The organism is Hymenobacter latericoloratus (assembly GCF_014199535.1).
Lineage (GTDB): Bacteria > Bacteroidota > Bacteroidia > Cytophagales > Hymenobacteraceae > Hymenobacter > Hymenobacter latericoloratus.
Window position 1 is genome coordinate 593471 of the sequence record NZ_JACHNV010000003.1, and the last position, 22189, is coordinate 615659.

Annotated in this window: 20 protein-coding genes; 5 read left to right on the top strand and 15 right to left on the bottom strand. The window is 61.9% G+C overall.

Translation table 11 applies throughout. The features are described 5' to 3' along the window. Window positions 1-10: 10 nt before the first annotated feature. Window positions 11-862 carry an ATP phosphoribosyltransferase gene (gene hisG, locus GGU46_RS13045; RefSeq protein WP_139921964.1) on the bottom strand — a complete coding sequence of 284 codons (852 nt, stop codon included), beginning with the start codon at window positions 860-862 and terminating at the stop codon, window positions 11-13. Between the two features lie 514 nt (window positions 863-1376). On the opposite strand from hisG, the gene GGU46_RS13050 reads away from it, so the two are divergent. From GGU46_RS13050 to GGU46_RS13065, 4 genes are all read left to right on the top strand, one after another. Further along, window positions 1377-2387: a DUF2911 domain-containing protein gene (locus tag GGU46_RS13050; RefSeq protein ID WP_183403965.1), complete on the top strand. Its 1011-nt coding sequence runs from the start codon at window positions 1377-1379 to the stop codon at window positions 2385-2387. 91 nt (window positions 2388-2478) lie between these two features. After that, window positions 2479-3045 (top strand): Crp/Fnr family transcriptional regulator, encoded by a 567-nt coding sequence (locus GGU46_RS13055; protein ID WP_183403966.1) that lies wholly within the window; start codon window positions 2479-2481, stop codon window positions 3043-3045. Window positions 3046-3194: 149 nt separating this feature from the next. After that, window positions 3195-3941, top strand: coding sequence for a sterol desaturase family protein (locus tag GGU46_RS13060; RefSeq protein ID WP_183404284.1), 747 nt, complete (start codon window positions 3195-3197; stop codon window positions 3939-3941). Between the two features lie 2 nt (window positions 3942-3943). Beyond that, window positions 3944-4399 carry a hypothetical protein gene (locus tag GGU46_RS13065; RefSeq protein ID WP_183403967.1) on the top strand — a complete coding sequence of 152 codons (456 nt, stop codon included), beginning with the start codon at window positions 3944-3946 and terminating at the stop codon, window positions 4397-4399. 8 nt (window positions 4400-4407) lie between these two features. Here the strand turns inward: GGU46_RS13065 and GGU46_RS13070 are convergent, their stop codons facing one another. The 6 genes from GGU46_RS13070 to mnmA all read right to left on the bottom strand — a co-directional run bounded on the left by GGU46_RS13070 (window position 4408) and on the right by mnmA (window position 12362). Further along, on the bottom strand, window positions 4408-6969 hold the full coding sequence (locus GGU46_RS13070; protein WP_183403968.1) for a TonB-dependent receptor: 2562 nt from the start codon (window positions 6967-6969) through the stop codon (window positions 4408-4410). Window positions 6970-6977: 8 nt separating this feature from the next. Next, window positions 6978-7679: a ribulose-phosphate 3-epimerase gene (gene rpe, locus GGU46_RS13075; RefSeq protein ID WP_246398984.1), complete on the bottom strand. Its 702-nt coding sequence runs from the start codon at window positions 7677-7679 to the stop codon at window positions 6978-6980. Window positions 7680-7886: 207 nt separating this feature from the next. After that, window positions 7887-8207, bottom strand: coding sequence for a hypothetical protein (locus GGU46_RS13080; RefSeq protein ID WP_183403969.1), 321 nt, complete (start codon window positions 8205-8207; stop codon window positions 7887-7889). A 191-nt stretch (window positions 8208-8398) separates the two neighbouring features. Next, the gene (locus tag GGU46_RS13085) at window positions 8399-10114 is read right to left on the bottom strand and encodes a S8 family serine peptidase (protein WP_183403970.1); all 1716 of its coding nucleotides are present in this window, start codon (window positions 10112-10114) and stop codon (window positions 8399-8401) included. A gap of 164 nt (window positions 10115-10278) precedes the next feature. Beyond that, a complete protein-coding gene (locus GGU46_RS13090) occupies window positions 10279-11028 on the bottom strand; it encodes a hypothetical protein (RefSeq protein WP_183403971.1) in 750 nt (249 codons plus the stop codon). A gap of 185 nt (window positions 11029-11213) precedes the next feature. After that, window positions 11214-12362: a tRNA 2-thiouridine(34) synthase MnmA gene (mnmA, locus tag GGU46_RS13095; protein WP_183403972.1), complete on the bottom strand. Its 1149-nt coding sequence runs from the start codon at window positions 12360-12362 to the stop codon at window positions 11214-11216. A 319-nt stretch (window positions 12363-12681) separates the two neighbouring features. Here mnmA and trpF point away from each other — a divergent pair, with 319 nt between their 5' ends. Next, window positions 12682-13302 carry a phosphoribosylanthranilate isomerase gene (trpF, locus tag GGU46_RS13100; RefSeq protein WP_183403973.1) on the top strand — a complete coding sequence of 207 codons (621 nt, stop codon included), beginning with the start codon at window positions 12682-12684 and terminating at the stop codon, window positions 13300-13302. 82 nt (window positions 13303-13384) lie between these two features. On the opposite strand, the gene GGU46_RS13105 is transcribed toward trpF, so the two are convergent. The 8 genes from GGU46_RS13105 to GGU46_RS13140 all read right to left on the bottom strand — a co-directional run bounded on the left by GGU46_RS13105 (window position 13385) and on the right by GGU46_RS13140 (window position 22122). After that, on the bottom strand, window positions 13385-14227 hold the full coding sequence (locus GGU46_RS13105; RefSeq protein ID WP_183403974.1) for a maleylpyruvate isomerase N-terminal domain-containing protein: 843 nt from the start codon (window positions 14225-14227) through the stop codon (window positions 13385-13387). A 55-nt stretch (window positions 14228-14282) separates the two neighbouring features. Next, window positions 14283-14945 (bottom strand): tRNA (guanosine(46)-N7)-methyltransferase TrmB, encoded by a 663-nt coding sequence (trmB, locus tag GGU46_RS13110; RefSeq protein WP_183403975.1) that lies wholly within the window; start codon window positions 14943-14945, stop codon window positions 14283-14285. Window positions 14946-15087: 142 nt separating this feature from the next. Beyond that, window positions 15088-16389 (bottom strand): bifunctional folylpolyglutamate synthase/dihydrofolate synthase, encoded by a 1302-nt coding sequence (locus tag GGU46_RS13115; RefSeq protein WP_183404286.1) that lies wholly within the window; start codon window positions 16387-16389, stop codon window positions 15088-15090. Between the two features lie 193 nt (window positions 16390-16582). Then, window positions 16583-17473: a hypothetical protein gene (locus GGU46_RS13120; protein WP_183403976.1), complete on the bottom strand. Its 891-nt coding sequence runs from the start codon at window positions 17471-17473 to the stop codon at window positions 16583-16585. Window positions 17474-17638: 165 nt separating this feature from the next. Further along, window positions 17639-18049: an ExbD/TolR family protein gene (locus GGU46_RS13125; protein WP_110979256.1), complete on the bottom strand. Its 411-nt coding sequence runs from the start codon at window positions 18047-18049 to the stop codon at window positions 17639-17641. A 99-nt stretch (window positions 18050-18148) separates the two neighbouring features. After that, window positions 18149-18883, bottom strand: coding sequence for a MotA/TolQ/ExbB proton channel family protein (locus GGU46_RS13130; protein WP_110979255.1), 735 nt, complete (start codon window positions 18881-18883; stop codon window positions 18149-18151). 110 nt (window positions 18884-18993) lie between these two features. Further along, on the bottom strand, window positions 18994-20253 hold the full coding sequence (locus GGU46_RS13135) for an HU domain-containing protein (RefSeq protein ID WP_183403977.1): 1260 nt from the start codon (window positions 20251-20253) through the stop codon (window positions 18994-18996). 183 nt (window positions 20254-20436) lie between these two features. Next, on the bottom strand, window positions 20437-22122 hold the full coding sequence (locus GGU46_RS13140; protein WP_183403978.1) for a TonB-dependent receptor: 1686 nt from the start codon (window positions 22120-22122) through the stop codon (window positions 20437-20439). Window positions 22123-22189 lie beyond the last annotated feature (67 nt).

A 22189-nucleotide genomic window follows, 5' to 3' on the forward strand; every position in this document is an offset into this window, starting at 1 on the left:
CCCCGCCGGCTCAGGCAATCATCTTCTCAATCGGCAGCACCAGAATACCCTCGGCACCTACAGCTTTCAGCTGCCCGGTAATGTGCCAGAAATCATCCTCATTGATAACGGACTGCACCGACACCCAGCCTTCCTCGGCCAGCTTGGTCACGGTGGGCGACTTGATACCGGGTAGCAAGGCTTTCACCGCATCCAGCGAGGCCACCGGAGCGTTCAGCAGAATGTACTTGTTGCGGCGGGCCCGGCGCACGGCCTGCATCCGGAACTGTAGCTGCTCCAGCAGCTCCTTTTTCTCGGCGCTCAACTGCTGGTTGGCAATCAGCACGGCTTCGGAGCGAAACACGGTTTCTACTTCCCGCAGCCCGTTGCCTAGCAGCGTAGAGCCGCTGCTCACAATATCACAGATAGCCTCGGCCAGCCCGATGCTGGGGGCAATTTCTACCGAACCGCTAATGGTATGCAGGTTGGCCGTTACGCCCCGCTCCTGCAGGTAGCTACCCAGAATGCGGGGGTAGGACGTGGCAATGTTCTTACCCGAGAGGTCAGCCACGGAGTCGTAGCCGGCAGCGCGGGGCACGGCCAGGCTCAGGCGGCACTTGCTGAAACCAAGCCCTTCGATTTCCAGTTGGGGTAGGCCGGCTTCCACTAGCACGTTTTGCCCCACAATGCCCAGGTCGGCCACGCCATCCTGCACGTAGCCGGGAATATCGTCGTCGCGGAGGTAGAGGATTTCGAGGGGGAAGTTGGTGGCTTCGGTTTTCAGCTTGTACGAGGAGCTGAGGAAGCTGATACCGCACTCCCGAATCAGGTTCAGGGAGTCTTCGCTAAGGCGGCCCGATTTCTGGATGGCCAGACGGAGCATATGGTTAAGTTAAGGGGTGGGACGAAGAACCGACCGCAAGGCAGTTCCTCGTTGTACTTCAGTAAGATTCGGGAGGGAGTCGGGACCCAGGTCGTCGGGAAACGGCAATACACTGCCGGGGCCACCAGTTTGCGGGGGCCGGGGAACCAAGTGCGGTTCGCCCAACGGGGTCAATATGATGCGTGCATTCCTCTAGAAAGAGGAATGATGCCCGTGATGATGATGGTGCTGCTGCGACGCGCTGGACCCGGCCCGGCGGCCCAGGGAGCGGGCGGCCACAGTACGGCAAGGGGTCAGAAACAACGCGGAGAAAAGCATACGGGGCTGGTAGTAGCGGAACAAATGTACGGGCCAACGGGTAGGATGAAAACTTTTCAGCAAAAATTTTACATGAAAGCCGGACCTTTGCGTTTTCCGTGCTTCTGCAACCTGATTTCTGGCATCATTGTTTCAGGAAAATCTGTACCTGAATGCCCGCCTTGGGTTTCGCTCCTTCCACCTACTGCTTTCGCGTATGTATCGTGTCCGGCTTCTGGCTCTTCGTCTGGGATTAGGAATCAGCCTGCTCGGGGCCGCTTCGCTGGCGCAGGCCCAAACGGCGGCCCCTACCCCCGCTGCGGCCGCTGAACCCGCTAGCCCTACCCCTGCCCCGGCTTCAAGCCCTGCCGCCGCCACCGCGCCCGTTACCAGCCAGGCTCCTGCGCCGGCTACGGGCGCCCAGCCCGTGCAGCTGCCCCTACCCCAGGCCAGCCCCCGGGCTTCGGTCACGCAAACCTTTGGCCTCACCGAAGTCACCGTAGACTACCACGCGCCCTCGGTGCGCGGCCGGGCCGTGTGGGGCGGCCTCGTTCCCTACGACCAGATCTGGCGGGCCGGCGCCAATGAAAATACCCTGATCCGGTTTTCGACGCCGGTGCTGCTGCGCGGCCAGACGGTGCCGGCCGGGCAATACTCCTTTTATGTGATGCCCCACCAGGACCGGGACTGGGAACTGGTGCTTAACCGCGTGACTACCCACTGGGGCGCCGAGGGCTACGACCAGCGCGACGATGTTATTCGGGTGCCGGTGATACCCGAAACGGCCCCTTTCCACGAAAACCTGCTGTACTGGTTTTCCGACATCAAATCGACCGGGGCTCACCTCAACCTGACCTGGGAGAAGCGCACGCTCACCCTCCCCATCGAGACGGAAGTACACAAGCAGGTGCTCAGCGGCATCGAACAGGTGCTGCAGCAGAAGCCCGGCGACTGGCAGCTGCTGGCTCAGGCCGCTGATTACCTGGTGCAGAATAACATCGAAGCCGAACGCGCGCTAACGTATATCAATGAGTCGTTGCGCCTGCAGGATGCGGCCTCCAATAACTGGATTAAGGCCCGGCTACTGGCCCAGCAGCAGGATTTCGGTACGGCCATCGTGTACGCCCGCAAGGCCATCAAGCTCGGCGACAAGGAAGATAGCGCCTTCAAGAACCAGCTCCCCAGCATGCGTATTGCCCTTACCGAGTGGCAGGCCAAGGCCTATTAAGTTGGTGATGAGCTGAATGGTGACAGGTGACAGGTCAGGGTAAAGGGAGAAGCTTTTTGGTGGCTTGTCTGACAGGTTTTTATTTCAAGCTGTGGAGGAGTTTTTAGCGCTTTGTCACGCTATTCAGGCGTTGTCGCCTGGGTTGGAATTGGCCCTGCGCCAGCAGGTACGGCAGGAATCCGTGGCCCAGCGGCAGCTCTTGCTCCAGCCCGGCCAGATTGCTCACCGGCTCTACTTTCTGGAAACCGGCCTGGTGCGGGGTTTCTACCTGAAAGACGGCAAGGAAGTAACCGCCTGGTTTATGCAGGAAGGTGACTTTGTTATTTCCATCCTGAGCTTCTTTTCCCGGCAGCCCTCGCACGAGTATCTGCAAGCCCTGACGCCGTGCACGCTGTGGTCGTTGGGTTACGAGCAGTTGCAGCACCTGTACCAGCAGTTTCCGGAGTTTAACTACATCGGCCGCGTACTCACCGAGAAATACTACGTGCTCAGTGAGCAACGGGCTCTGCACCTGCGCATGCTCTCGGCCCCGGAACGCTACGAAAAGCTTCTGCTCGACTTCCCGGATATCTTTCAGCGGGTTCCCCTGAAGCTGTTGGCCTCGCACCTGGGCCTCACCCCCGAAACGCTCAGCCGCTTGCGTGCCCGCCGTTCTTGATAAATGTCAAGAGTTGTCAGAAGCTGAACCCTCACCTTTGAGCATGGTTTCACCTTCTCTTCTGGCACTGTATGGACGCCCAGTTTCTTGCCCTGCTTTCCGGTAACGCCTTCCCAAGTTTAGGCCTACCCTCCTGGAGTGCCCCGCCCATGCTGGTGGTTATTTTCGTGGCCTTCGCCTTCTGCTTTGTGCTGGAACGGCTTATTCCGGGCTGGAAGCTCCCATGGGTGCCTACCTGGCCCGTACGGGTGCTAACTGTAAATCTGGCGCAGCTGCTGGTGGTCGTCGTGGCCGGGCTGACCTGGGAAACCTGGTTTTCGGCGTACTCCGTTTTTCACGTATCACGCCATGTTCATCCGGTAGCGGCGGGCGTCCTGGCGTACGTTATTGCCACCTTTATTTTCTATTGGTGGCACCGCTGGCGCCACACCCAGGATTTTTTGTGGCTGCACTTTCACCAGATTCATCACAGCCCCCAGCGCATTGAGGTCATTACCTCCTTTTACAAGCACCCGCTGGAAATGACCGTCAACTCCCTGATTGGGGGCCTGCTCGTGTACACCCTACTCGGGCTGAGCCCGGCGGCCGGGGCGGTTTATACCCTCTGCACCGCGCTGGGCGAGTTTTTCTATCATACCAATGTGCGCACGCCGCGCTGGGTAGGCTATATCTTTCAGCGGCCGGAAATGCACCGGGTGCATCATCAGTACCAGCAGCACAGCCATAACTACGGCGACCTGGTCATCTGGGACTGGCTGTTTGGCACGTACCGCAACCCCGCGGAGTTTCAGGCCACCTGTGGCTTCGATGCCGACAAGGAAGAGCAGTTGCTGGCCATGCTCCGCTTCCAGGATGTGCACCAGGAAAAGGAGTTGAGTAACTCCACCTCCAACTAGCCATGAATACCATAACGGCCACTTTGCTTTCAGCGCTTTTGCTGGCGGGCAATGTTCTGCTGGGCTACTACCTGGCACCGTGGGAAATCCTGCTGACCCCGGTAGTAATTGTAGCTACTACCCTGCTTCTGCTCACTGCCCGCTCTTCGCGCCCTACCCCCATGCTCCGCACGCTCCTGCTGGCCGGACTGATTTGCGGGCACGATATGGGAGTGAAACTCTACGGCGGCGGCAGCCACGACGCGGAAGGCCAGGGCTTTATTCATGCCTTTCTGTTGATGGGCTTGCTCCCTGCTTATGGCATTCTAGTCCTGAAGGTAAGTCAGCTTAAAGGGGTAGTGCCCGGGTATCTCCGAGTGGCAGCTTGCCTGCTGTTTCCGCTACTGTTGGCGCTGTACCTCTACTTTTTTGGCGAGGTAGGGTATGGCCTCGCGAATGAGTGCCGCTACGGCTGCTGACGAGGCGCTTAAAACCGGGCAATGACCCGCAGGTTCACCAGGCGGCGCGACAGGAAGTTGGGCACGGCGTAGGTGCGGCCGTTCAAATCCTGGATGTAATTGTAGCCGGCCAGGTTATCGGCGGCCAGAATGTTGAGAATTTCCAGACTGGCCCACAGGGTTTTCAGCTGCACGGCCCGGCCACTAGCTTCCTCCACCGGAGTGCGCAGGGTCAGCACTTTGGTAAAGCCCAGATCCACGCGCTTGTAGGCCCGGGTCAGCTCGCTGGTACCGCGCAGGTTGGGGTCGTCGGGGGGGCTAAAGGGCAGGCCCGTACCAAACACCAGGTTCACGTAGCCTTTCACCGAGGGGTTGCCCGGCAGGTTGTCCTGCAGAAATATGCCCAGGTTCAGGCGCTGATCCGAGGGGCGGCGGATGTAGCCCTTGGGCTGGCGGCCGATTACCGTGGTCCCGTCCTCGTCGTAGATGTTGAGAGAGTCGCCGGTCAGGTTTTCGCGGGTGGTGAGCAGGCCCAGGCTAAACCACGACTCGGTACCCGGAATAAACTCCCCGCTCACGCGGGCATCGAGGCCGGCGGCGTAGGCCGTGGCGTTGTTTTGGGCGTAGTAGCGCAGGCGCACGTTGTCGATGTCGTAGGGCACTACGTCGGTGAGGTACTTGTAGTAGGCCTCGCCGGTGAAACGGAATGGCCGCCCCCACTTGGTAAAGCGCAGCTCATTACCCACAATAACGTGCACAGAGCGTTGGGCCCGCAGCGCCAGGTTCAGCTGGCCCTGCTGGGCCTGGGGCGCCCCGGACTGGTAGCGCAGTTCCCGGTAGAACGGCGGCTGGTAGTACACGCCGGCGGCGGCCTTCCACGACACCCGCGGGTTGCGGGCGCTGGTAAAGGCGTACTGCACCCGCGGGCTGAAGGTCAGCTGGTCATTAACGGTCCAGTGGTTGAGGCGCAGCCCGTAGGTGAGCGTCTTCAGCGAATCGAACTGGTAGGTGTGCTGCAGGTAGCCCTGGGTGCGGGTGCTTTCCAGGCTCTGATCAGAAACCAGACGGGTGCGCCGGGCATCGGGCACGTAGTCGGCCGAGTCCGTGAAGCTGTACTCGTTGAGTTGGTCCCCGATTCTTTCCCGCCCCACTTTCAATCCCCAGCGCACGGCGCTTCGTTCGCCCGGCGTCCAGGTGCCGCGGGTTTCCAGGGTAGCAATACGGGCCGTGAGATTGTTGCGGGAGTGGTCGAAGCGGGAGCCGAGCCCGCGGCGGTTTACGTCCAGATTGTAGTCCGGCGAGTTCGGGTCGCGGTTAATTTCGGCAATGCTGTAGCTGGCTTCCACGTCGCGGTACTCAAACTCGCGCGAGTACAGCAGCCCCCCCAGCAGCTCCAGCTGCAGGTTAGGCCGCAGCGCGTGGCGCAGGTTCAGTCCGCCCTGATAGGTATCGTACTGCATGCGCTCCTGTCCCCCGTAAATAATATACAGGCGGGAAAGCTGATTGGCGGCCGTGCTGAAGGTGCTTTCCCCACTTTCCGGGTTAAAGCGGTAATCGTTGTGGGCGAAGGTATTCAGCAGGCCCAGGGTAGTACGCTCCGGGTTACCCTGGGGGCCCAGGGCTACGGTAATCAGGCTCTGCCCGTCGTAGAAGGTAGGGTTATAGCGGCCCTGCTGCTGCTGCAGGGAGTTGAACACGTAGGTGGCATTCTTGTAGCGCACCCCGGCCAGGTAGCTCACCCGCTTGTTTGGTGAGGACGCCTCTACGTGGGCCGTGCCGCCCACCAGGCTGGCCGTGGCCGAAGCCCCGAATTTCACGGGCTGCTTGTACTCAATATTGAGTACCGAGGATAGCTTGTCGCCGAACTTGGGCTGCCAGCCCCCAGTTGAAAACTCGACCCGATTGACCAGATCGGGGTTGATAAAGCTGAGGCCTTCCTGGGTGGCGGCCGTCACCAGAAACGGCCGGTACACCTCAAAGCCGTTGACGTACACCAGGTTTTCCTCGTAGTTGCCGCCGCGCACGGAGTAGGTGCTGGTCAGCTCATTGGTGCTGGCTACCCCCGGCAGGGTTTTGAGCACGGCGCTGAAATCACCGAAGGGCGAGGGAATTTCCTTGGCCGTGCGCGGCTCCAGCTGCAGGATACTCACTTGCTCCCGCGAGTCGGCCGCCTCGGCGCGGCCCCGCACGGTTACGTTGCCCAGGGCCCGGGAATCTTCGGTCAGGGTAAGGCTCAGCTCCCGCTTCTCCTGCAGGTTTAAGGGTAGGCGCAGGGTCTGGTAGCCCAGGCGGCGCGCCACCAACACGGGTTCCTTGCCGCTCAGGGGCCGCACCACGCTCAGGGCAAAACGGCCCCGGTCATCGGTATTGGTGCCCCCGGCCAGGCCCTCCACCCCTACCGCTACCTGCTCCAGGGGCTGGCCGGCCGCGTCGCGCACGGTGCCCGTTACCAGCACCCGCGCCGAGGCCGGCTGCTGGGCCTGAACCGCCCACAGCGGACCGGCTGCCAGCACCAGGGTAGCGCAAACGGGAAGCGGCCGGAGCAGCAAGGGCAGCCACAGCAGCGGATGAGAGCGGGAAAGAGTGGGCATCTGCGGGCTTAGTTGTAATCTTCCATATCAGCCGGCGCTACCAGTTGCTGGCGCATCTGGGCCAGGGTAGCGACGGGGTCGGGGGAGTTGAACACAAAGGAGCCGGCCACCAGCACATCGGCGCCGGCCTCTACCAGGGCACTGGCGTTATCCAGGGTCACGCCGCCGTCAATCTCAATCAGGGCCGCCGAGCCGCTATCTACCAGCAGCTCCTTCAGGGCCGCTACTTTGCGCAGGGTATTCGGGATAAACGTTTGACCGCCGAAGCCCGGATTGACGGACATCACGCAGACCAGGTCCAGGTCGGCGGCAATTTCCTCGAGCACCCACACCGGCGTATGCGGGTTCAGGGCTACCCCGGCCCGGCAACCCAGCTGCTTGATCTGCTGCACCACCCGGTGCAGGTGAGGGCAGGCCTCGTAGTGCACCGTGATATTGGCGGCCCCGGCGTCGCGGAAGGCGCTGAGGTAGTGCTGGGGCTCTTCTATCATCAGGTGCACATCAATGGGCTGTTGGGCGTGCCGGTGCACGGCCTGCAGCACCGGCATACCAAAGGAGATATTGGGCACGAAGCGGCCATCCATCACGTCGAAGTGCAACCAGTCAGCGGCAGAGCCGGCCAGCCGTTCGGTTTCAAATTGCAGGTTGCCAAAATCAGCGGCGAGAAGTGAAGGGGCCAGCAGCGGGGCCATACGGCGGGTCGGGTTCATAGCACGAAAGTAGCGGATTGCCGTGAGGTGCAAACAGGGTCAGCCCCGGATACTCCCCGGAAAGCCATGGGCAGTTCAGCCTGTTAGGCTGCCCATGTCATTTTCCCGGGCTACCTGCGGGCCCAGCAGGGCGCCACACGAAACAACGAGGCGCCGGAACAACTAGTGTTCCGGCGCCTCGGCTTCTATCAGGCAGCAGGCTAAAAGCTAGCTGGGCTTTTCCCAGGCCCGCCAATCGAGCTTGCCATCCTCGGTTTTACGCAAAAATACGGTTTGGTCGTCGTCCTGGCGCTTGCCAAAGGTCACGTCGCCGCGGCAATCCAAGCACTTCACGGAGGTGTACTTGAACTTATCCTGGGCTACTCGGGCCGTGAGGTCCAGATTCTCGGAGCCGCAGAGGCCGCACTTGGGCACGTCGGGAAAGCTCAGCCGGTCGTACTCAGCCACCACTTCGTGAAAATTGGCGCCCTGCACCGTGAAGTGAAACTGCCGGCGCCCGATGCGCTTGGAGACCATCATTTGTAGCATGCTGGAAGAGAGTTGAAAAGTGTATAAATGCCTTTATGGCCGTTCTTGTCAAACAAGGCCGTCCCCTGATGAGTGCCCCGTTGACTAATTAAATTTGCACATCACTAATCACAATAGCAAATCAAAAGCGACTATTCCTCAACACATGGGCAACTTTCCGAGCCTACGGCACCCAACGCGCCCAGCGCGGCCTAGAGTTTCACGAAGCGCACGGTGCGCTGCTCCCGGCCAGCACTCACGGTGCAGGTGTACACGCCCTTGACCAGCACGCCAGGCTGCAGGCGCACGGCCGCGGCCGTGGTGGCCGCTACCTGCTCTTCGGCTACCAGCGCCCCCCGGGCGTCATAAATCCGTACGCGCAGCGGCACGCCCTGGAAGCCAACGGCCAGCTGCAGGTACAGCTCCGTTTCTTTCACCGGATTGGGGTAGATAAACAAGTTCTGCTGGGCTGAGGCAGCCTGGGTTGCCAACGGGGCCCCGGGGTTGGCCAGGTTATAGGCCTGCACAAAGTCGGGGATGCCGTAGCCCACCTCATCGTTGGGGGTAGCAGCCCGGCTACCGGAACGCTGCAGAAAGCTGATAACCTGTTGGGCCGTTAGCTGCGGATTCGCCTGCCAGAAGCCGGCTACCATTCCCGCCAGTACCGGGCACGAGTACGAGGTGCCATTGCCCCGGTTCACGCGGCCGTCCGGCGTCACAATGGCGGTCTGCTCACCCATGGCGGCCAGATTGGGCTTGATGCGCCCATCGGCCGTAGGGCCGCGGGAGCTGAAACTGGCCCGCCCCCGCAAGGAGTCCACGGCTCCCACGGTCAGGATGGAGTCGGCATCGGCGGGAGCCGTGATGTAGCGCCAGGTATTGTTTCCCTCGTTGCCGGCGCTGTTGACCACCAGCATGCCTACCCGGGCGGCCAGGGTAGCGGCGCGGGTAGAAATAGCCGTGCGCCCGTTCAGATCGGCGTAGGTATAATCGATGGACGGGTAATCAAAGGTGGTATAGCCCAGCGAGGAGCTGATGATATCCACTCCTGCCGAGTCGGCGTACTCGGCCGCAATCAGCCAGTTGGCTTCCTCCACCGGATGCTCGGAGTAACTATCCTCCGTAATACAGAGGTGGTAGGTAGCCTGGGGAGCCGTCCCGATGTACACGCCGGGCTCGTTGGCGGCCATGGTGGACAAGCAGTGGGTGCCGTGGCTGTTGCGCTGATAAACCGCCTTATTCTTATCCACGAAGTTGAAGGTGCTGGCCAGCCGCTGCTCGTTGCGCAGGGCGGCAAAAGCCGGGGCCGTGTTCACGCCCGGAAAACCGGCGTCAAATACGGCAATCTGCAGGCCCTCGCCCCGAAAGCCCGCCTCGTGCATGCGCACGGCCCCAAGCATCTGGGCCTGGGGGTACGCCTTGCCGTAAGGGTTGGCGGCCGTGCTCTCCGGCGCAGTGGAGGTCTGTTCGCCTTCGCCCCGCTTGCGGCTGCCGGGCAGGCCCCGGTTCAGGGTCCGGGCCCCGCGCACGCACGGCAGGGCCTGCAGTTGTTGCAGGGTGGCCGAATCGCAGGCCACCACGGCGGCGTTAAACCAGCGGGAGGTGTACCAGAGCTGAGCGCCGGGTACGGCCTTTACCTGCTGCACGTAGGCCGGACTGACCGGCAAATCGCGGGGGAGCAGCGCAATGCCCTGCCGCTGCCGCCGCTGCACGGCCCGGGCCGAGAGAAACGTTTGGGGCCGGCTGAGTTGGTGGGGCGTGCCGGCTTTGTCCTTGAAATAAATCAGATGCTTACGTACGGTACCAGGGGCCGGTGAAGCAGGCCCGGGGGCCGCCGGCCGGGAGCTTGCTTCGGCAGGCGTGGGGGCCACTGATGCACTCAGCCCAAGGGCCAGCGCCAGGCCGGAAAAGAAACGAGAAAAAACCATTCGGATGGCAACTTGACTTGCCGGAAGATACAAAGGAATCCGGTCTTTTGTCCTTTTCCGGGGCCTTTTGTACGGCCTCACCTACTCCCTCGAAAGTAAAAAACCAGCTGGCGCAGCTTGCTGCACCGGCCGGTTTTGCTGGCAGGGGACTTCGCGCAAGGCGCCTACTTGCCCGAATCAATCAGCACCTCACTGCGCGACTGGCCCTGCTGGCGGAAAGCTGGGTTACAGCCAATGGCGTCGCAGCGGCTGATGAAGCGGCGGCGCACCCGGTACACCGGTCCTACCCCGCGCGCGAACGTTGTCCGGAGCACGGTGGCATAGGCAGCATTCACGTCCTGGGCTACGTCGTTGATGGTGGTAACGGTTTGGTTATACTCGTAGGTCTGGCCGTTGCGCGTAATCCGGAACGGCTGGCCGGCGCCCACGTAAAACCGGTTTACCACCGGCAGCGTGTCCAGGGTATTGAAGGCGTTGATGTTCCAGGACTTGCCCTCCCGCACCGGAAAGACCAGCTCCACGGTGCGGCGGTTGTTGCGCTGCTCGGTCAGGGCCCGGCCATTGGCCGTCACGGTGATGACGGAATCCACCTGCCAGGCCTGCGTGGGCAGCGTGCGGCGCGAGCGAATGATGCGGTACACGGGCTGCCCGGTAGCATCCGGTTCCAGCCCGGCATCTACCTGCTCCTTGAATTGAAAGCGGCTGACAGTGGGCACGTTGGCCTGGTAGGCAGTATCCACCACATCATACACCCGGTAGGCGCCCACCTCCAGGGGAAAATAGTCGCGGCCCAACTCGGGTGCGGCTTCCGTCTGGTTTTCGCAGCCCGCCAGCCCGGCTGCCAGCAGCCCGCCCAGCCACAGCCCGGCCCGGCCCCCCAACACGAAAGGTGCTAGTGAATACTTCTGATTCATACAGTCTTAATAAGGGCCGAAAAATAGCACAGGAATCTGACACCTTCCCCTGCCGCCGGCTGAAACCCTATTCATTGCCGACCGGTTCCGTCGCTGGCCCCGTCAGCCGGTAACACGGGGGGCGCACACTTACGCTTGCGCCCCCAGTGTTGCTCGTGCCCTACCCTACCGGCCGGCCCGTAGGCTTAGCCGGCCGCGGCTACCGCGGCCGAAGGCTCCGGAATTTCGCCGATGGTATGGCGCTCAATCCAGCCGCCGCCCAGCACATCCTGGCCCTCGTAGAACACGGCGGCCTGGCCGGGGGTTACGGCGTGCACCGCTTCCTCGAAGTAGATGTAGATTTTGTCGCCTTTCTGCTCCAGAAAAGCCGGGGAGCCGTCGTGGTTGTAGCGGATTTTGGTGATGCTGGGCACCAGCCCGCGCCCTTCCAGGGAGGCGTACTTGCCCATGTTGAGCTTGCCAACTACCGTGCGGGTGCTGGCCAAGTCCTCGAAGTTGCCCAGCACCACCCGGTTGGTTTCGGGGTCGATGGCCGTGACGTAGGCCGGGAAGCCCAGGGCCACACCCAGCCCTTTGCGCTGTCCGATGGTGTAGAAGGGGTAGCCCTCGTGCTTGCCCACTACGGTGCCGTCGCGCAGCACAAACTCGCCCCCGGCCACGCGCTCCTCCAGGCCCGGCACCCGGCGGCGCAGGAAGCCGCGGTAGTCGTTGTCGGGGATAAAGCAGATTTCGTAGCTCTCGGGCTTGTTCACCAGCTCCGTGAAGCCCCGCTCCCGGGCAAAGTCGTAGATGGCCGTTTTGCGCAGCTGCCCCAGCGGAAACAGGGTGCGGGCCAGGCTTTCCTGGGTCACGCCCCAGAGCGCGTAGCTCTGGTCCTTGTTTTCGTCGATGCCTTTGCTGATGACGTAGCGGCCGTTTTCCTCGCGCACCTGGGCGTAGTGGCCCGTGGCAATAAACTCGCAGCCCAGCTGGTCGGCCCGGCGCAGCAGCGCGTCCCACTTGATGTGGGTGTTGCAGAGCACGCAGGGGTTGGGCGTGCGGCCCGCCAGATATTCCTCGGTGAAGTTGCTGATAACAAAGTCCCCGAACTCGTCGCGGATGTCGATGATGTAGTGCGGGAAGCCGAGCTCCACGGCAATCTGCCGGGCGTCGTTGATGCTGTCGAGGGAGCAGCAGCCGGTTTCCTTTTTGCTGCCGCCCGCCGAGGCGTAATCCCAGGTTTTCATGGTCATTCCCACCACTTCGTAGCCCTGCTCGTGCAGCAGCACGGCGGCCACGGAGCTGTCGATGCCGCCGCTCATGGCAACCAGCACCCGTCCTTTCGTTGTGTTCATATGCAGTGAAATTGCGCCCGAAGCGTGAAAGGTTCCGGCCGAATACGCAAAGGTACGCCAATTGCCAGTTTTGCCGGTTGCCGGGGCGTTCGTTTCTGCCTGTGGCCCATTTGGGCTGGCGATAGTACCCGCCCCACGCGAAACGGTTATTTCTTTTAGCGGGCTAGCGGCATGTTTTAGAGGCATTTGTCCGCTCCGGATCAAGCACTTCATACTAGGCACATAAAAATCTCCGAATATTGCACTCCCATACCGCGCTGGCGTCTTCGTCAGGGCTCCGCTCCTTCGGTTTCTTTTTGCCTCTGCTTACTCTTTTTCTATGCCTTTGATTGTTCCCGTGATGGTGCGCGGCATCAATAACCTCTCCGATGCCCGGTACTGCGCCGGCATGGGCGCCGACTCGCTCACCTTCCGTCTCGACTCCGCCTTCCCCGATGCCCTTACGCCGGAAACCGTGCAGGAGCTCAGCAGCTGGGTGGCGGGTGTGCAGCTCATCGGCGAGTTTGACACGCTGCCCATCGACCAGATTAATTCCCTGGCCCGGCAGTGCGGCCTGCACGCGGTGCTGCTCCACCGCCGCCACACCCCCGATGAGCTGGCCGAGCTGACTATTCCGGCCCTGCGTGCTATCAACTGGATTCCGGATATGCTGCCCGAGGATGTGGATATGCTGCTGCGGGAGCAGGCGCCGCACTACGCCGGCTTTGTTATTGCCACTGCCCCCCAGCCCCTACCGAACCCGGCCGAAGTAACCCGCCTCACGGAGCATGCCCGCATGTACCGCATCTGGCTGGGCGCCGGCTTTGCGCCCGATAACCTGCGCAGCTACGTAGAGGCCGTAAACCCGGCCGGTATCGTGCTGCAGGGCGGCGACGAAATCAAGCCCGGCCTGCGCGACTTCGACGAGATGGAAGCCGTCTTCGAGCAGCTGGAAGACTAGTTCAGCGAGCCATATGCATACGTAACGGGGCCCTTCTCTGCGCAGAGAAGGGCCCCGTTACGTTTAGGGATGCCGGTACTTTCTAAGCCATTACCGTGAGCAGAGAATACACTGGAGCCGTTAAGAGCTCTGGCCCCCGTAGCACCAGGCGGGTTTTGGCCTCGGCGAGGGGTAGGCTTTTAGTGAGCAGGCGCCACGCTACCTCGCCGGGCAGCTTTATATCGGCAGCTACGGGGCCCCCGGTATAATTCTGCCCCAGAACCCAGCCCGCTGCCGTCCGGAGCAGAAACCATGTATCGCCGCCCTCCCCGGTAACGTGAAAGCGCACCGCCGTCCCTTTGGGCGCCGCCACGGCCCGGTAGTGGTGCGGCAGAGCCTGCAGGCTGGTGGCCAGGAAAGGCCGGTAAAGCTGCGGGCTCAGCAGGGGGGGCCCCTGCCCTACTGCCTGCCGGATTTGCTGCTGATGATGCCACTTCTCGGTGTACTCGCGGGCCACGTGGAAGTGGTTGGTTGACTGTGCCTCCCCGGCCCACGCCACCGCAAACATGGCCGGCGCGGCGGGGTCCAGCGAGGCCAGGAAGGCGTTGTACTCGGGCCCTACCCCTTCCAGCAGCCCAATCAGCACCGCCGGGCTGAGCCGCTGTCCCACCTGTACCCAGGAGTTGTTCAGCTCGTTGAGGTAGCGTACTACGTCCGGGTACTCGCCACTGGCGGGGCCGGGCCCGGCGAAATGGCCGTCGCGGAGCATGGAGAGGCTGCGCAGGCTGCCATCGAGTAGGTGCAGGGCCACGTCGCGCACCGTCCAGGCGGGGGCTAGCGTGGGCCGCGCCCAGTCGGCCGCAGACAGGCTGCGGAGTACTTCGAGCAGCAAACGGTCCAGCTCCGGGAACAGCGGCAGGGTATCGGGGATAGAAGCAGGTGTCATGCCGCTAAACTAGTAGTTTCGGGCTTTTCTCCTACCCCCGCTACCGACCCGAACCCTAACTCAGCTGAAACTGCAGGTACTTGATAGGTACGCCCAGCGTGCGGTATTTCCGCTCAAAGGTCGTCTGGATGTCCTCGGCGTGCGGGAGCAGCTCGGGGGTTTGGTAGAGGTCTTTGGTGTGGGCGAGGATGGTAGCGCCGGCCCGCTGCTGGAGGGTTTCGAGAGAGAAATCGAATAAGCCTTCGTTATCGGTTTTGAGGTGCACGAGGCCGCCGGGGCGTAGCACCTGCTGGTAGAGGTCCAAAAAGCGCGGGGCCGTGAGGCGGCGCTTGATGTCCCGGTCGCGGGGGCGCGGGTCGGGGAAGGTAATCCAGATTTCGTGCAGCTCACCGGGCGCGAAGTGGGTAAGCAAATCATGGGCGCGGGTGCGCAGGAAACCCACATTGGTCAGGCCCAGAGCCTCGGCGCGGGTGCTGCCCCGCCAGATCCGCTCCCCCTTGATATCAAGGCCCAGAAAGTTGCGCTCGGGGTAGCGTTCGGCCAGCCCCACGGTGTATTCGCCCTTGCCGCAGCCTACTTCCAGGGTAATGGGGTTGGGGTTGCGGAAGAACTCTTCGTGCCAACGTCCGCCTAGCTGCTGGTAGGTAGCCTTACCGGGTTCAATTACGTCGGGGCGCTCAGCGTTATCGGCGAAGCGCTTCAGTTTAACTCGACTCAAAACGAGGAAATGGTGAAATAGTGAAAGGGTAGGTTTGAACAGCCGACGGGGGTAGCAGCCCTCCGCTAGTGCTCAGAATTGAGAAAGCAGAACCGAGAACCAGGCGACCTTCTTGTGCAGAGACGTAGAAGCGCCAGAGCCGCTACAGCTCCTCGATTTCGGCCACTACAAAAGTACTACCCCCAATGAAGACCACATCATCGGGCGCGGCGGCGGCGCGGGCGGCGGCTACGGCAGCTGGCACGGGTCCGTACGCCTGGCCGTGCAGTCCCACGGCAGCGGCTCGCTCAGCCAGCTCGGCAGCCGACAAGGCCCGCGGAATGGTGGCCTGGCAGAAATAATACGTGGCGTGCCGGGGTAGCAAGTTCAGCATCTTGCTCACGTCCTTATCATTTACTACCCCCAGCACGAAGTGCAACTGCCGCTGCGGCAGCCGCGCTAGCTGCCCGGTGATGAATCTAATGCCCGCTTCGTTGTGGCCCGTGTCGCAGACCACCAGGGGCCGGCGGCCCAGAATAGTCCAGCGGCCCCGGAAACCGGTAAGGCGGCCTACTTCCCGCAGTCCTTCGCGCACGGCTGCTTCGGGTATCACGAAGTCCTGGCGGCGCAGCTCATCCAGCACGGCCAGCACGCCGGGCAGGTTCAGGCGTTGGTAGTCGCCCACCAGGCCTAGCGCTACGTCTTCCAGATAGGTTGCATTCTGGTAGGTCAGGCGCAGGCGTTGGGTGTCTTCCTCGGGGGTAGGCTCCTGCAGCAGCTCGGCGCGGTAAAGGGCGTCAGCAAACAGCAGTGGGGCGCCTTCCTGCTGAGCTTTCTGCTCGAACACCGGGGCTACCTCGGGCTGGGTCTGACTGATGATGGCCGGTACGCCGGGCTTGATGATGCCGGCCTTTTCGCTGGCAATCAGGGGTAGCGTATTGCCCAGCAGGTTCTGGTGGTCGAAGCTGATATTGGTAATCAGGGAAACCAGAGGCCGGATGATGTTGGTGGAATCGAGGCGCCCGCCCAGACCGACTTCCACCACGGCAATGTCCACCTGCTCCTCGGCAAAGTAGTCGAAGGCCAGGGCCACGCACATTTCAAAGAACGAGGGCTGCACCTCCTCGAAGTATCCGCGCCAGCGTTCCACCCAAGCCACCAAGTAGTCGGGGGCTAGATCCTGGCCGTTTACTTTGATGCGCTCGGTAAACTCCTTGAGGTGGGGCGAGGTGTAGAGGCCGACCTTGTAGCCGGCCGCCTGCAGCACGGCCGCCAGCAGGTTCGAGGAGCTGCCTTTGCCGTTGGTCCCCGCTACGTGCACGCTTTTGAACTTCCGCTCCGGGTTGCCCGTAGCCGCCGCCAGGGCCTCCGTGCGCTCCAACCCCGGCTTGTACCCCGCTTCCCCTACCCGCTGAAACATGGGCAGCTGCTGGTAGAGGTAGTCAAGGGTTTGCTGGTAAGTCATGGGTAGCATAGCGAGGATTCAGACCGCAAAGGTAAGCGGCTACATCTGCTTTGTGTTCCCACCATTAAAAGCCAAAAGCGCCGCCCTACGTGGTAGAGCGGCGCTTTTGGCTGTCATTCCGAGCTTAAGTGAGGAATCTGGGTTAGCCTCTCGTGAGTAACCCAGATTCCTCGCTCCGCTCTGGATGAAAAATTTACTGAACGGTAAAGCGGAACGTGTAGAACCCGGTAGCTCCGCCCTCTGCCGAGTTGGTGCGGCGGAACTCCACATTTTCCAGAGCGTCGCGGCAGACCTTTTCCTGAGCTGGCGTCACGTTGCCCGAAACTTTGGTCACGGACTCTACCTCGCCATCGGCGTTAATCTTGATTTTGAAGCGCACGAAGCCGGAATTGTTGTCCAGGAACTGCGGATTCGGCTTGCTGACCACGGCCCAGCCGGCCATTTCCAGGCCGCCGCTGCCGGGGCTGGTGCCGCGGCCGCCTTTGCCCGGCTCGCCGGAATAAGCGGTGCCGCCGTAAGTGCCGCGCGGGTCGCCTTTGTCACCCACGGTGCCGGGGTTGTCGCCGTTGTTGTTGCCGGTGGGTGCGTTGCTGGTGCCGTTCACCCCATTACCACCCCCATCGGCGCGGTTGGCGCGCGGCGTAAATACGGCCCGCTGATCCACCTTCGGGCGCGGTGGTTCAGGCTTCACTTCTTCCCTGGGCGCCTCGGCTACCTTCTTCACGGGCGGCACTGTTACGGGGCTTTCCTCGGCCTCACTGGTGACTACCCGCTGCTCAGTGGGCGGTGTGGGGTCGGGTTGGGCTACGGGGCGGGGCGGGGTGGGGTCGGGCTGCGAGGCCGGCGGACGGCTGTCCTCCCGGTTCTTCGACTCGTTGGCCGGGGCCTGACTCTGGATGTCGCCGGAGCCGACCTCATCCACCCCGTAGTTTAGCTCTACCCCGTCGCCGCCGGCCAACTCCTCCAAGGGCGGATCGGGGCCTTTGAACACGGTAAAGAAGAACAAGGCAGCCAGCGCCGCATTTATCATCACCGTGCCCAGGAGGGCTTCCCGCCGATGCTCTTCCCGATATTCGGTTGCCATGGGACTTGTATTTTTAAGAATGCTACCCCGCCGGCAACAGCCAGCTGGCAGCTTCTGGTAATCAATACGCCCCGCTCCGAAAAACGGCAGACGGGGCGCTGTATTGCTTTCTATAACGGCCGAACCCGCTTAGCTGGTTCACGAGCCGCCGGCTGAGGTAGCGACCTACTTACCCGACGCTTGCTGGGCCTGGGTGGCCATGACCATTTTAATCTTGAGGCGGTTGCCTACCTCCAGAATATCGACCAGCTTCTGTACGTTCAGCGAGGCATCTACGCGCAGCACGGCCGTGGGACTTTCCAGGCCCTGCACGCGGCGAGCCAGCTCGGGCTCCAGCTGATCGGGGGTGATGTTCTGGCGGTCAATGAAGTACTTACCGGCCGCGTCCACGGAAACCGTGATGGGCTGCTTCATGGCCTGCTTGCCCGAGCGGGCGTTAGGCAGCATAAGCTTAATAACATTGGGGTTCACCATCGTCGAGACAATCAGGAAGAACAGCATCAGGAAGAACATGATGTCGTTCATCGAGCTGGTCTCGACGTGGGAAGAAACTTTGCGGCGCCGGCTGAGGTCCATGCTGAGTTGTCAGTTGCCGGTTGCCAGTTGCCAGTTTGTTTTTGCTACCACTTCAGGCTTTCCCCTGTTGGCAACTCGTAACTGGCAACTGACAACTGATTAGTTGTCCTGAAGAATGTCCATGAACTCGATGGCCGAGTTCTCCATGCGGAACACCATGCGCTCCACCATAATGCTGAGCCAGTGGTAGCCGATATGGGCCACGATACCCACGATAAGGCCGGCCGCCGAGGTGACCATTTTGGTGTACAGACCGCCCGAAATCTGGGCAATACCGAAGTCGCCGGTGGAGCTGATGGCATAGAAGATTTTGATTACGCCAATAATTGTACCCACAAAGCCGAGCATGGGCGCAATACCGGCCACGATGCCCAGCACGTTGATGTTCTTCTCGAGGCGGGCAATTTCAATCTTCCCCACGTTTTCCACGCTGGTTTCGATTTCCTTGAGGGGTAGGCCAATGCGGCGGATACCCTTCTCAATCATGCGGGCCAGCGGCGTGGGGTTCTGGGCGCAGAGCATTTTAGCTCCCTGCAAATCACCTTTCACCATCAGCCCCCGGATGCCGGGCATAAACGACTCAGGCACGGCCCCAGCCTTACGGATGGTCAGGTAGCGCTCCAGAATGATGTAAACGGAAACGAAGAAGAGCAGAAACAGCGGCACCATAATCCAGCCCCCGGCCAGAATCAGGTCGATAAGCGAGAGGCCGGGCGCGGCATTGGCGGCCGCGTTGGCTGCGGTAGCAGCCGAGTCGGCAGCGGCGGGCGAAGCGGCCGGAGCCGCGTCGCTGCCAACCTGGAGTTGCAGCAGCAGGGAGAGCAGGTGCGTCATGCGTGGGGTGAGGTGAGAAGCAAAAGAATAGCTAAAACACTCGAGGCTTTTATTACTCTGCCTGAGCGTTTTAGCTATTCAAATTTTCTAGTTACTGATTCAAGTTCTGGTTAGTAGTTTTTAATCCACAGGTCGCCCATGCGCTTGCGCAGGATGCTGGCCTGACGGTCGGCCGAAGCCCGGTCGGGGAAGTCGGCCACCGACAGCATGTACTGGCGGCTACCGGGCGCGGGCAGAATCACGCGGGCCGGGTGGCCCAGGCGCACCAGGGCCTGGCGGCCCTTCTCGGCGTTAGCCAGGCTGGTGTACGAGCCCGCCACGATGTAGTAACGGCCCGTCCGGCTTTTAATTGTCGCGGCCGAGGCCCCGGCGGTTGCATTGGTAGCGGCCGCTTTTTCCCAACCCGGTGCTTTGGGCTTAGCGGCGGGCTTGCTTTTTACAGTTTGTACCGGGGCGGCGGTTACCGTGGCGGCAGGCTTAAGGGCCGAAGCGGGTACTGTGGCCTTCGCAACCGGTTTAACTGCCTTGGCGGGGGTAGTAACGGGCTTGGCGGCTGGCTTCAGGGCGGCTTTGGGAGCAGCAGCCGGGGTAGCGGCTTTCTCCCACTCCTCGTGGGCAGCGGCTTCGGCGGCCGTGATGGCCGGCGTGGGCGTAGCGGCCAGCTCCGAGGGCCGGGCGGTATTCACTAGGTCTGCCTGCTGGCGCAGTACCGGCTTGGCGGCCAGCGTGGGGGTAGCAGCCGGAGCCTCCGCCGTGGTAGCCGACAGGGCGTTAAGGCGCAGGTTTTCGGGGAGGTAGCCGAACATATCGGCAAAGATGTAGTTGGCCGACAGTACCAGCCCGGCAATAGCCACCGAGCCGATAACGCGGAAGACGCGGGCGGCCCGTGCCGAGCGGCTCGAAGCCAACAGGGGCGCGGCCACGGGCCGCTCGCGGGCCAGCAGGGCGTCCGTCGCGCGCACGGGGCGCGACACCAGCTCGGGCAGCCCGAAGCTGGCGCTTAGCAGGTTCTGACCGCCGGTGTACTCAAAATCCAGGCCGCGACCGGGGGCCCGGCGGAAAACGCCTACCCCTTGCAGCTCGGTGCGCTGACCGGTTTCCAGCTCCGTTTCCATGCGTACCACGGCCTCGCGCACCAGTTGGCGGGCCTGGGCGGTGCTCACGTTCAGCTCCCGGCTCAGGGCATCTACCAGCAGGCCGTCGTTGCGGGTCAGGGACTGGTTGAAAGCCACGCGCTTGGTCGGCGGGGCCAACGTGTGCCGCACCGGATGAATCTGGGCGGGCGCATAATCGGCAATCAGGCCGCCAAAATCGGGGATGATGACGCAGTCATGGTCCCGGAGCAAGGTGCGGATATGGTCAGATAGCATGCTGAAGGAGGCGAGGTGGGAAGAAGGTGCGGCGGGAGCCAAGGTAGCAGCCCAGGCACGGCAAAGGACCTTATCAGCGGAGAACGGAACGCTGGTACGTTGGCGGTTCTCGCGTGATAAGGTCCTTCGCTGTGCTCAGGATGACAGATGGCCGGTGCCGTGCCGCATCAAGTTCAGATCAGATTAAAAGTCGTAGGTGACACCGGCCAAGACGTTGATTCCTTTCACGGGGTAGTTGAGGAATCGTTCGTATTTCTTGCCGATGAGGTTGTTGCCCAGAGCAAATATGGACAGATTTTCCATAATGCGGTAATCCCCGCGCAGATTCAGGTCGATGACCGTGTCGGTGGGGCGCACCACGGCTTCGAAGGGCACGCCGACCGTGGTGGGCCGCCGGTAGCCCGTACCATAGCTCGAACTATAGGTGTACAACTCGGCGCCTAGCAGGAGCTTGTCGTAGAGATTATACGTGCCGAACAGCACCGATTGGAAGGCTGGGCGGTGGAAGGCTTCGGCCAGGGTTTTCACGTTGTACCCGTTGTAATCGGCCTTGAAACCGAGGCGAAATTGCTCGGCGGCGTTGTAAATAATTTCGCCGTGTACGTTAATCAGCTGGGTCGCCTTGGGGTCGTACACCAGGTCAAACTTGCTGGAGTCGCGGCGGGAGTTGTTGTAGAAGTACAGGTTCCGGTCGTTGGACAGGGTCACGCGGGCGTTTACCTGCAGGGCCCGGGCCGGGGTAGCATTGAAGCCGAAGTAGAGGGTAGGCCCACGGCGGGTGTCGGCCACGCGCACATTGGGAGCCAGCCAGGGGTTCTCCGTGGTCAGGTCGTACATCGTCACGCGCTGGATGGCGCCGCCGAGGCCCGCAAAGGCCACGAACTTATCTTCGGTTACAGTGTAAGCGACCCGCACGGCCGGGTAGGCGTTGAACTGCCGGGCCTTGCCGATGGTGTCGCCGGTGTAGCCCAGAGTAGCGCCCACCGACAACGCCAGCCGGTTCAGGGTCACCTCGTAGGCGGGGGTTACCTGCACGAAGGGCCGGCTTACGGTCAGGGAATCCTTATGAGAGAGGAACGACACGTCGCCGTTGATGCTCACGCGGCTGGTTTCGCCGAGGCGGTAGCCGGAGCGCAGGGTGGCGTACACGTTGCTTTCCCGGGCCTGGTAGTAGTCGCTCCAGTAGTTGAAGCCTAGGCCCAAGTCGTACTGGAAGGCAGCGTCCTGGGCGCGGTTGCGGGCGTACACCTTGATGGCCGCGCGCTTAAACACCTGCTTGATGCTGTCCTGGGTGGGCAAATCGGCTACGTTGCGGTTGTAACCATAGAAGTTATACCGCTCCCGGCCCAGGTCAATTTTGGCGCCCAGCGCCACGGGGCCGCTGTAGGTTTCGCCGTTGAGGCCTAGGCTGGTTTGGGCCTGGCTGGAGTTCTTCTTGTCAACTGGCCCGCGGGAGGACGACAGGTGCTGGAAGTCGAGGCCGTAGGAGGCGGTTTCGGAGCGGGTGTTGTGCAGGTAGGCCCGGCCGTAGGCGGTGCCGTAGTTGCCCAGGGCGGCCTTGAGGTAGTTGCCCGTGAGCGGAGCCAGCTCTTCCTGCCGGATGGTAAGCACCCGCACCGAGGGATTAAGCTTATCGGCCGGGAGGCGGAAATCGGGGTAGGTGTAACCAACGGCCTCGCCGGTTTTGGCTGGGGCTTCCATCTTTACTTTCTCGAAGTTGCGGGTAGCTTCGGGCAGCTCATTCACCCGCTCCTTCACAATCTCAATTTCGGCGTCCTCAATCTTGCCGCGCGTCTTCTGCGCCCAGGCATCCGTAGCCGGAACGGTGGTAGTCAGCAGGGCCGCGGCGGCCAGTAGTTTATGCTTCATATAGGGTCTTGGGGACTTGGGGCTTCGGGTCCTGAATGATGCGCATAGGCTCATTCTTGCTTGCCAC

What these genes read in the sequence shown, in the direction of transcription:
- GGU46_RS13085 (WP_183403970.1), bottom strand. Translation starts at nt 10,114, where the DNA reads ATGGTTTTTTCTCGTTTCTTTTCCGGCCTGGCGCTGGCCCTTGGGCTG.
- trpF (WP_183403973.1), top strand. Translation starts at nt 12,682, where the DNA reads ATGCCTTTGATTGTTCCCGTGATGGTGCGCGGCATCAATAACCTCTCC.
- GGU46_RS13140 (WP_183403978.1), bottom strand. Translation starts at nt 22,122, where the DNA reads ATGAAGCATAAACTACTGGCCGCCGCGGCCCTGCTGACTACCACCGTT.
- GGU46_RS13120 (WP_183403976.1), bottom strand. Translation starts at nt 17,473, where the DNA reads ATGGCAACCGAATATCGGGAAGAGCATCGGCGGGAAGCCCTCCTGGGC.
- GGU46_RS13060 (WP_183404284.1), top strand. Translation starts at nt 3,195, where the DNA reads ATGCTGGTGGTTATTTTCGTGGCCTTCGCCTTCTGCTTTGTGCTGGAA.
- mnmA (WP_183403972.1), bottom strand. Translation starts at nt 12,362, where the DNA reads ATGAACACAACGAAAGGACGGGTGCTGGTTGCCATGAGCGGCGGCATC.
- GGU46_RS13105 (WP_183403974.1), bottom strand. Translation starts at nt 14,227, where the DNA reads ATGACACCTGCTTCTATCCCCGATACCCTGCCGCTGTTCCCGGAGCTG.
- GGU46_RS13135 (WP_183403977.1), bottom strand. Translation starts at nt 20,253, where the DNA reads ATGCTATCTGACCATATCCGCACCTTGCTCCGGGACCATGACTGCGTC.
- GGU46_RS13115 (WP_183404286.1), bottom strand. Translation starts at nt 16,389, where the DNA reads ATGACTTACCAGCAAACCCTTGACTACCTCTACCAGCAGCTGCCCATG.
- hisG (WP_139921964.1), bottom strand. Translation starts at nt 862, where the DNA reads ATGCTCCGTCTGGCCATCCAGAAATCGGGCCGCCTTAGCGAAGACTCC.
- GGU46_RS13090 (WP_183403971.1), bottom strand. Translation starts at nt 11,028, where the DNA reads ATGAATCAGAAGTATTCACTAGCACCTTTCGTGTTGGGGGGCCGGGCC.
- GGU46_RS13125 (WP_110979256.1), bottom strand. Translation starts at nt 18,049, where the DNA reads ATGGACCTCAGCCGGCGCCGCAAAGTTTCTTCCCACGTCGAGACCAGC.
- GGU46_RS13050 (WP_183403965.1), top strand. Translation starts at nt 1,377, where the DNA reads ATGTATCGTGTCCGGCTTCTGGCTCTTCGTCTGGGATTAGGAATCAGC.
- rpe (WP_246398984.1), bottom strand. Translation starts at nt 7,679, where the DNA reads ATGAACCCGACCCGCCGTATGGCCCCGCTGCTGGCCCCTTCACTTCTC.
- GGU46_RS13080 (WP_183403969.1), bottom strand. Translation starts at nt 8,207, where the DNA reads ATGCTACAAATGATGGTCTCCAAGCGCATCGGGCGCCGGCAGTTTCAC.
- GGU46_RS13130 (WP_110979255.1), bottom strand. Translation starts at nt 18,883, where the DNA reads ATGACGCACCTGCTCTCCCTGCTGCTGCAACTCCAGGTTGGCAGCGAC.
- GGU46_RS13065 (WP_183403967.1), top strand. Translation starts at nt 3,944, where the DNA reads ATGAATACCATAACGGCCACTTTGCTTTCAGCGCTTTTGCTGGCGGGC.
- GGU46_RS13070 (WP_183403968.1), bottom strand. Translation starts at nt 6,969, where the DNA reads ATGCCCACTCTTTCCCGCTCTCATCCGCTGCTGTGGCTGCCCTTGCTG.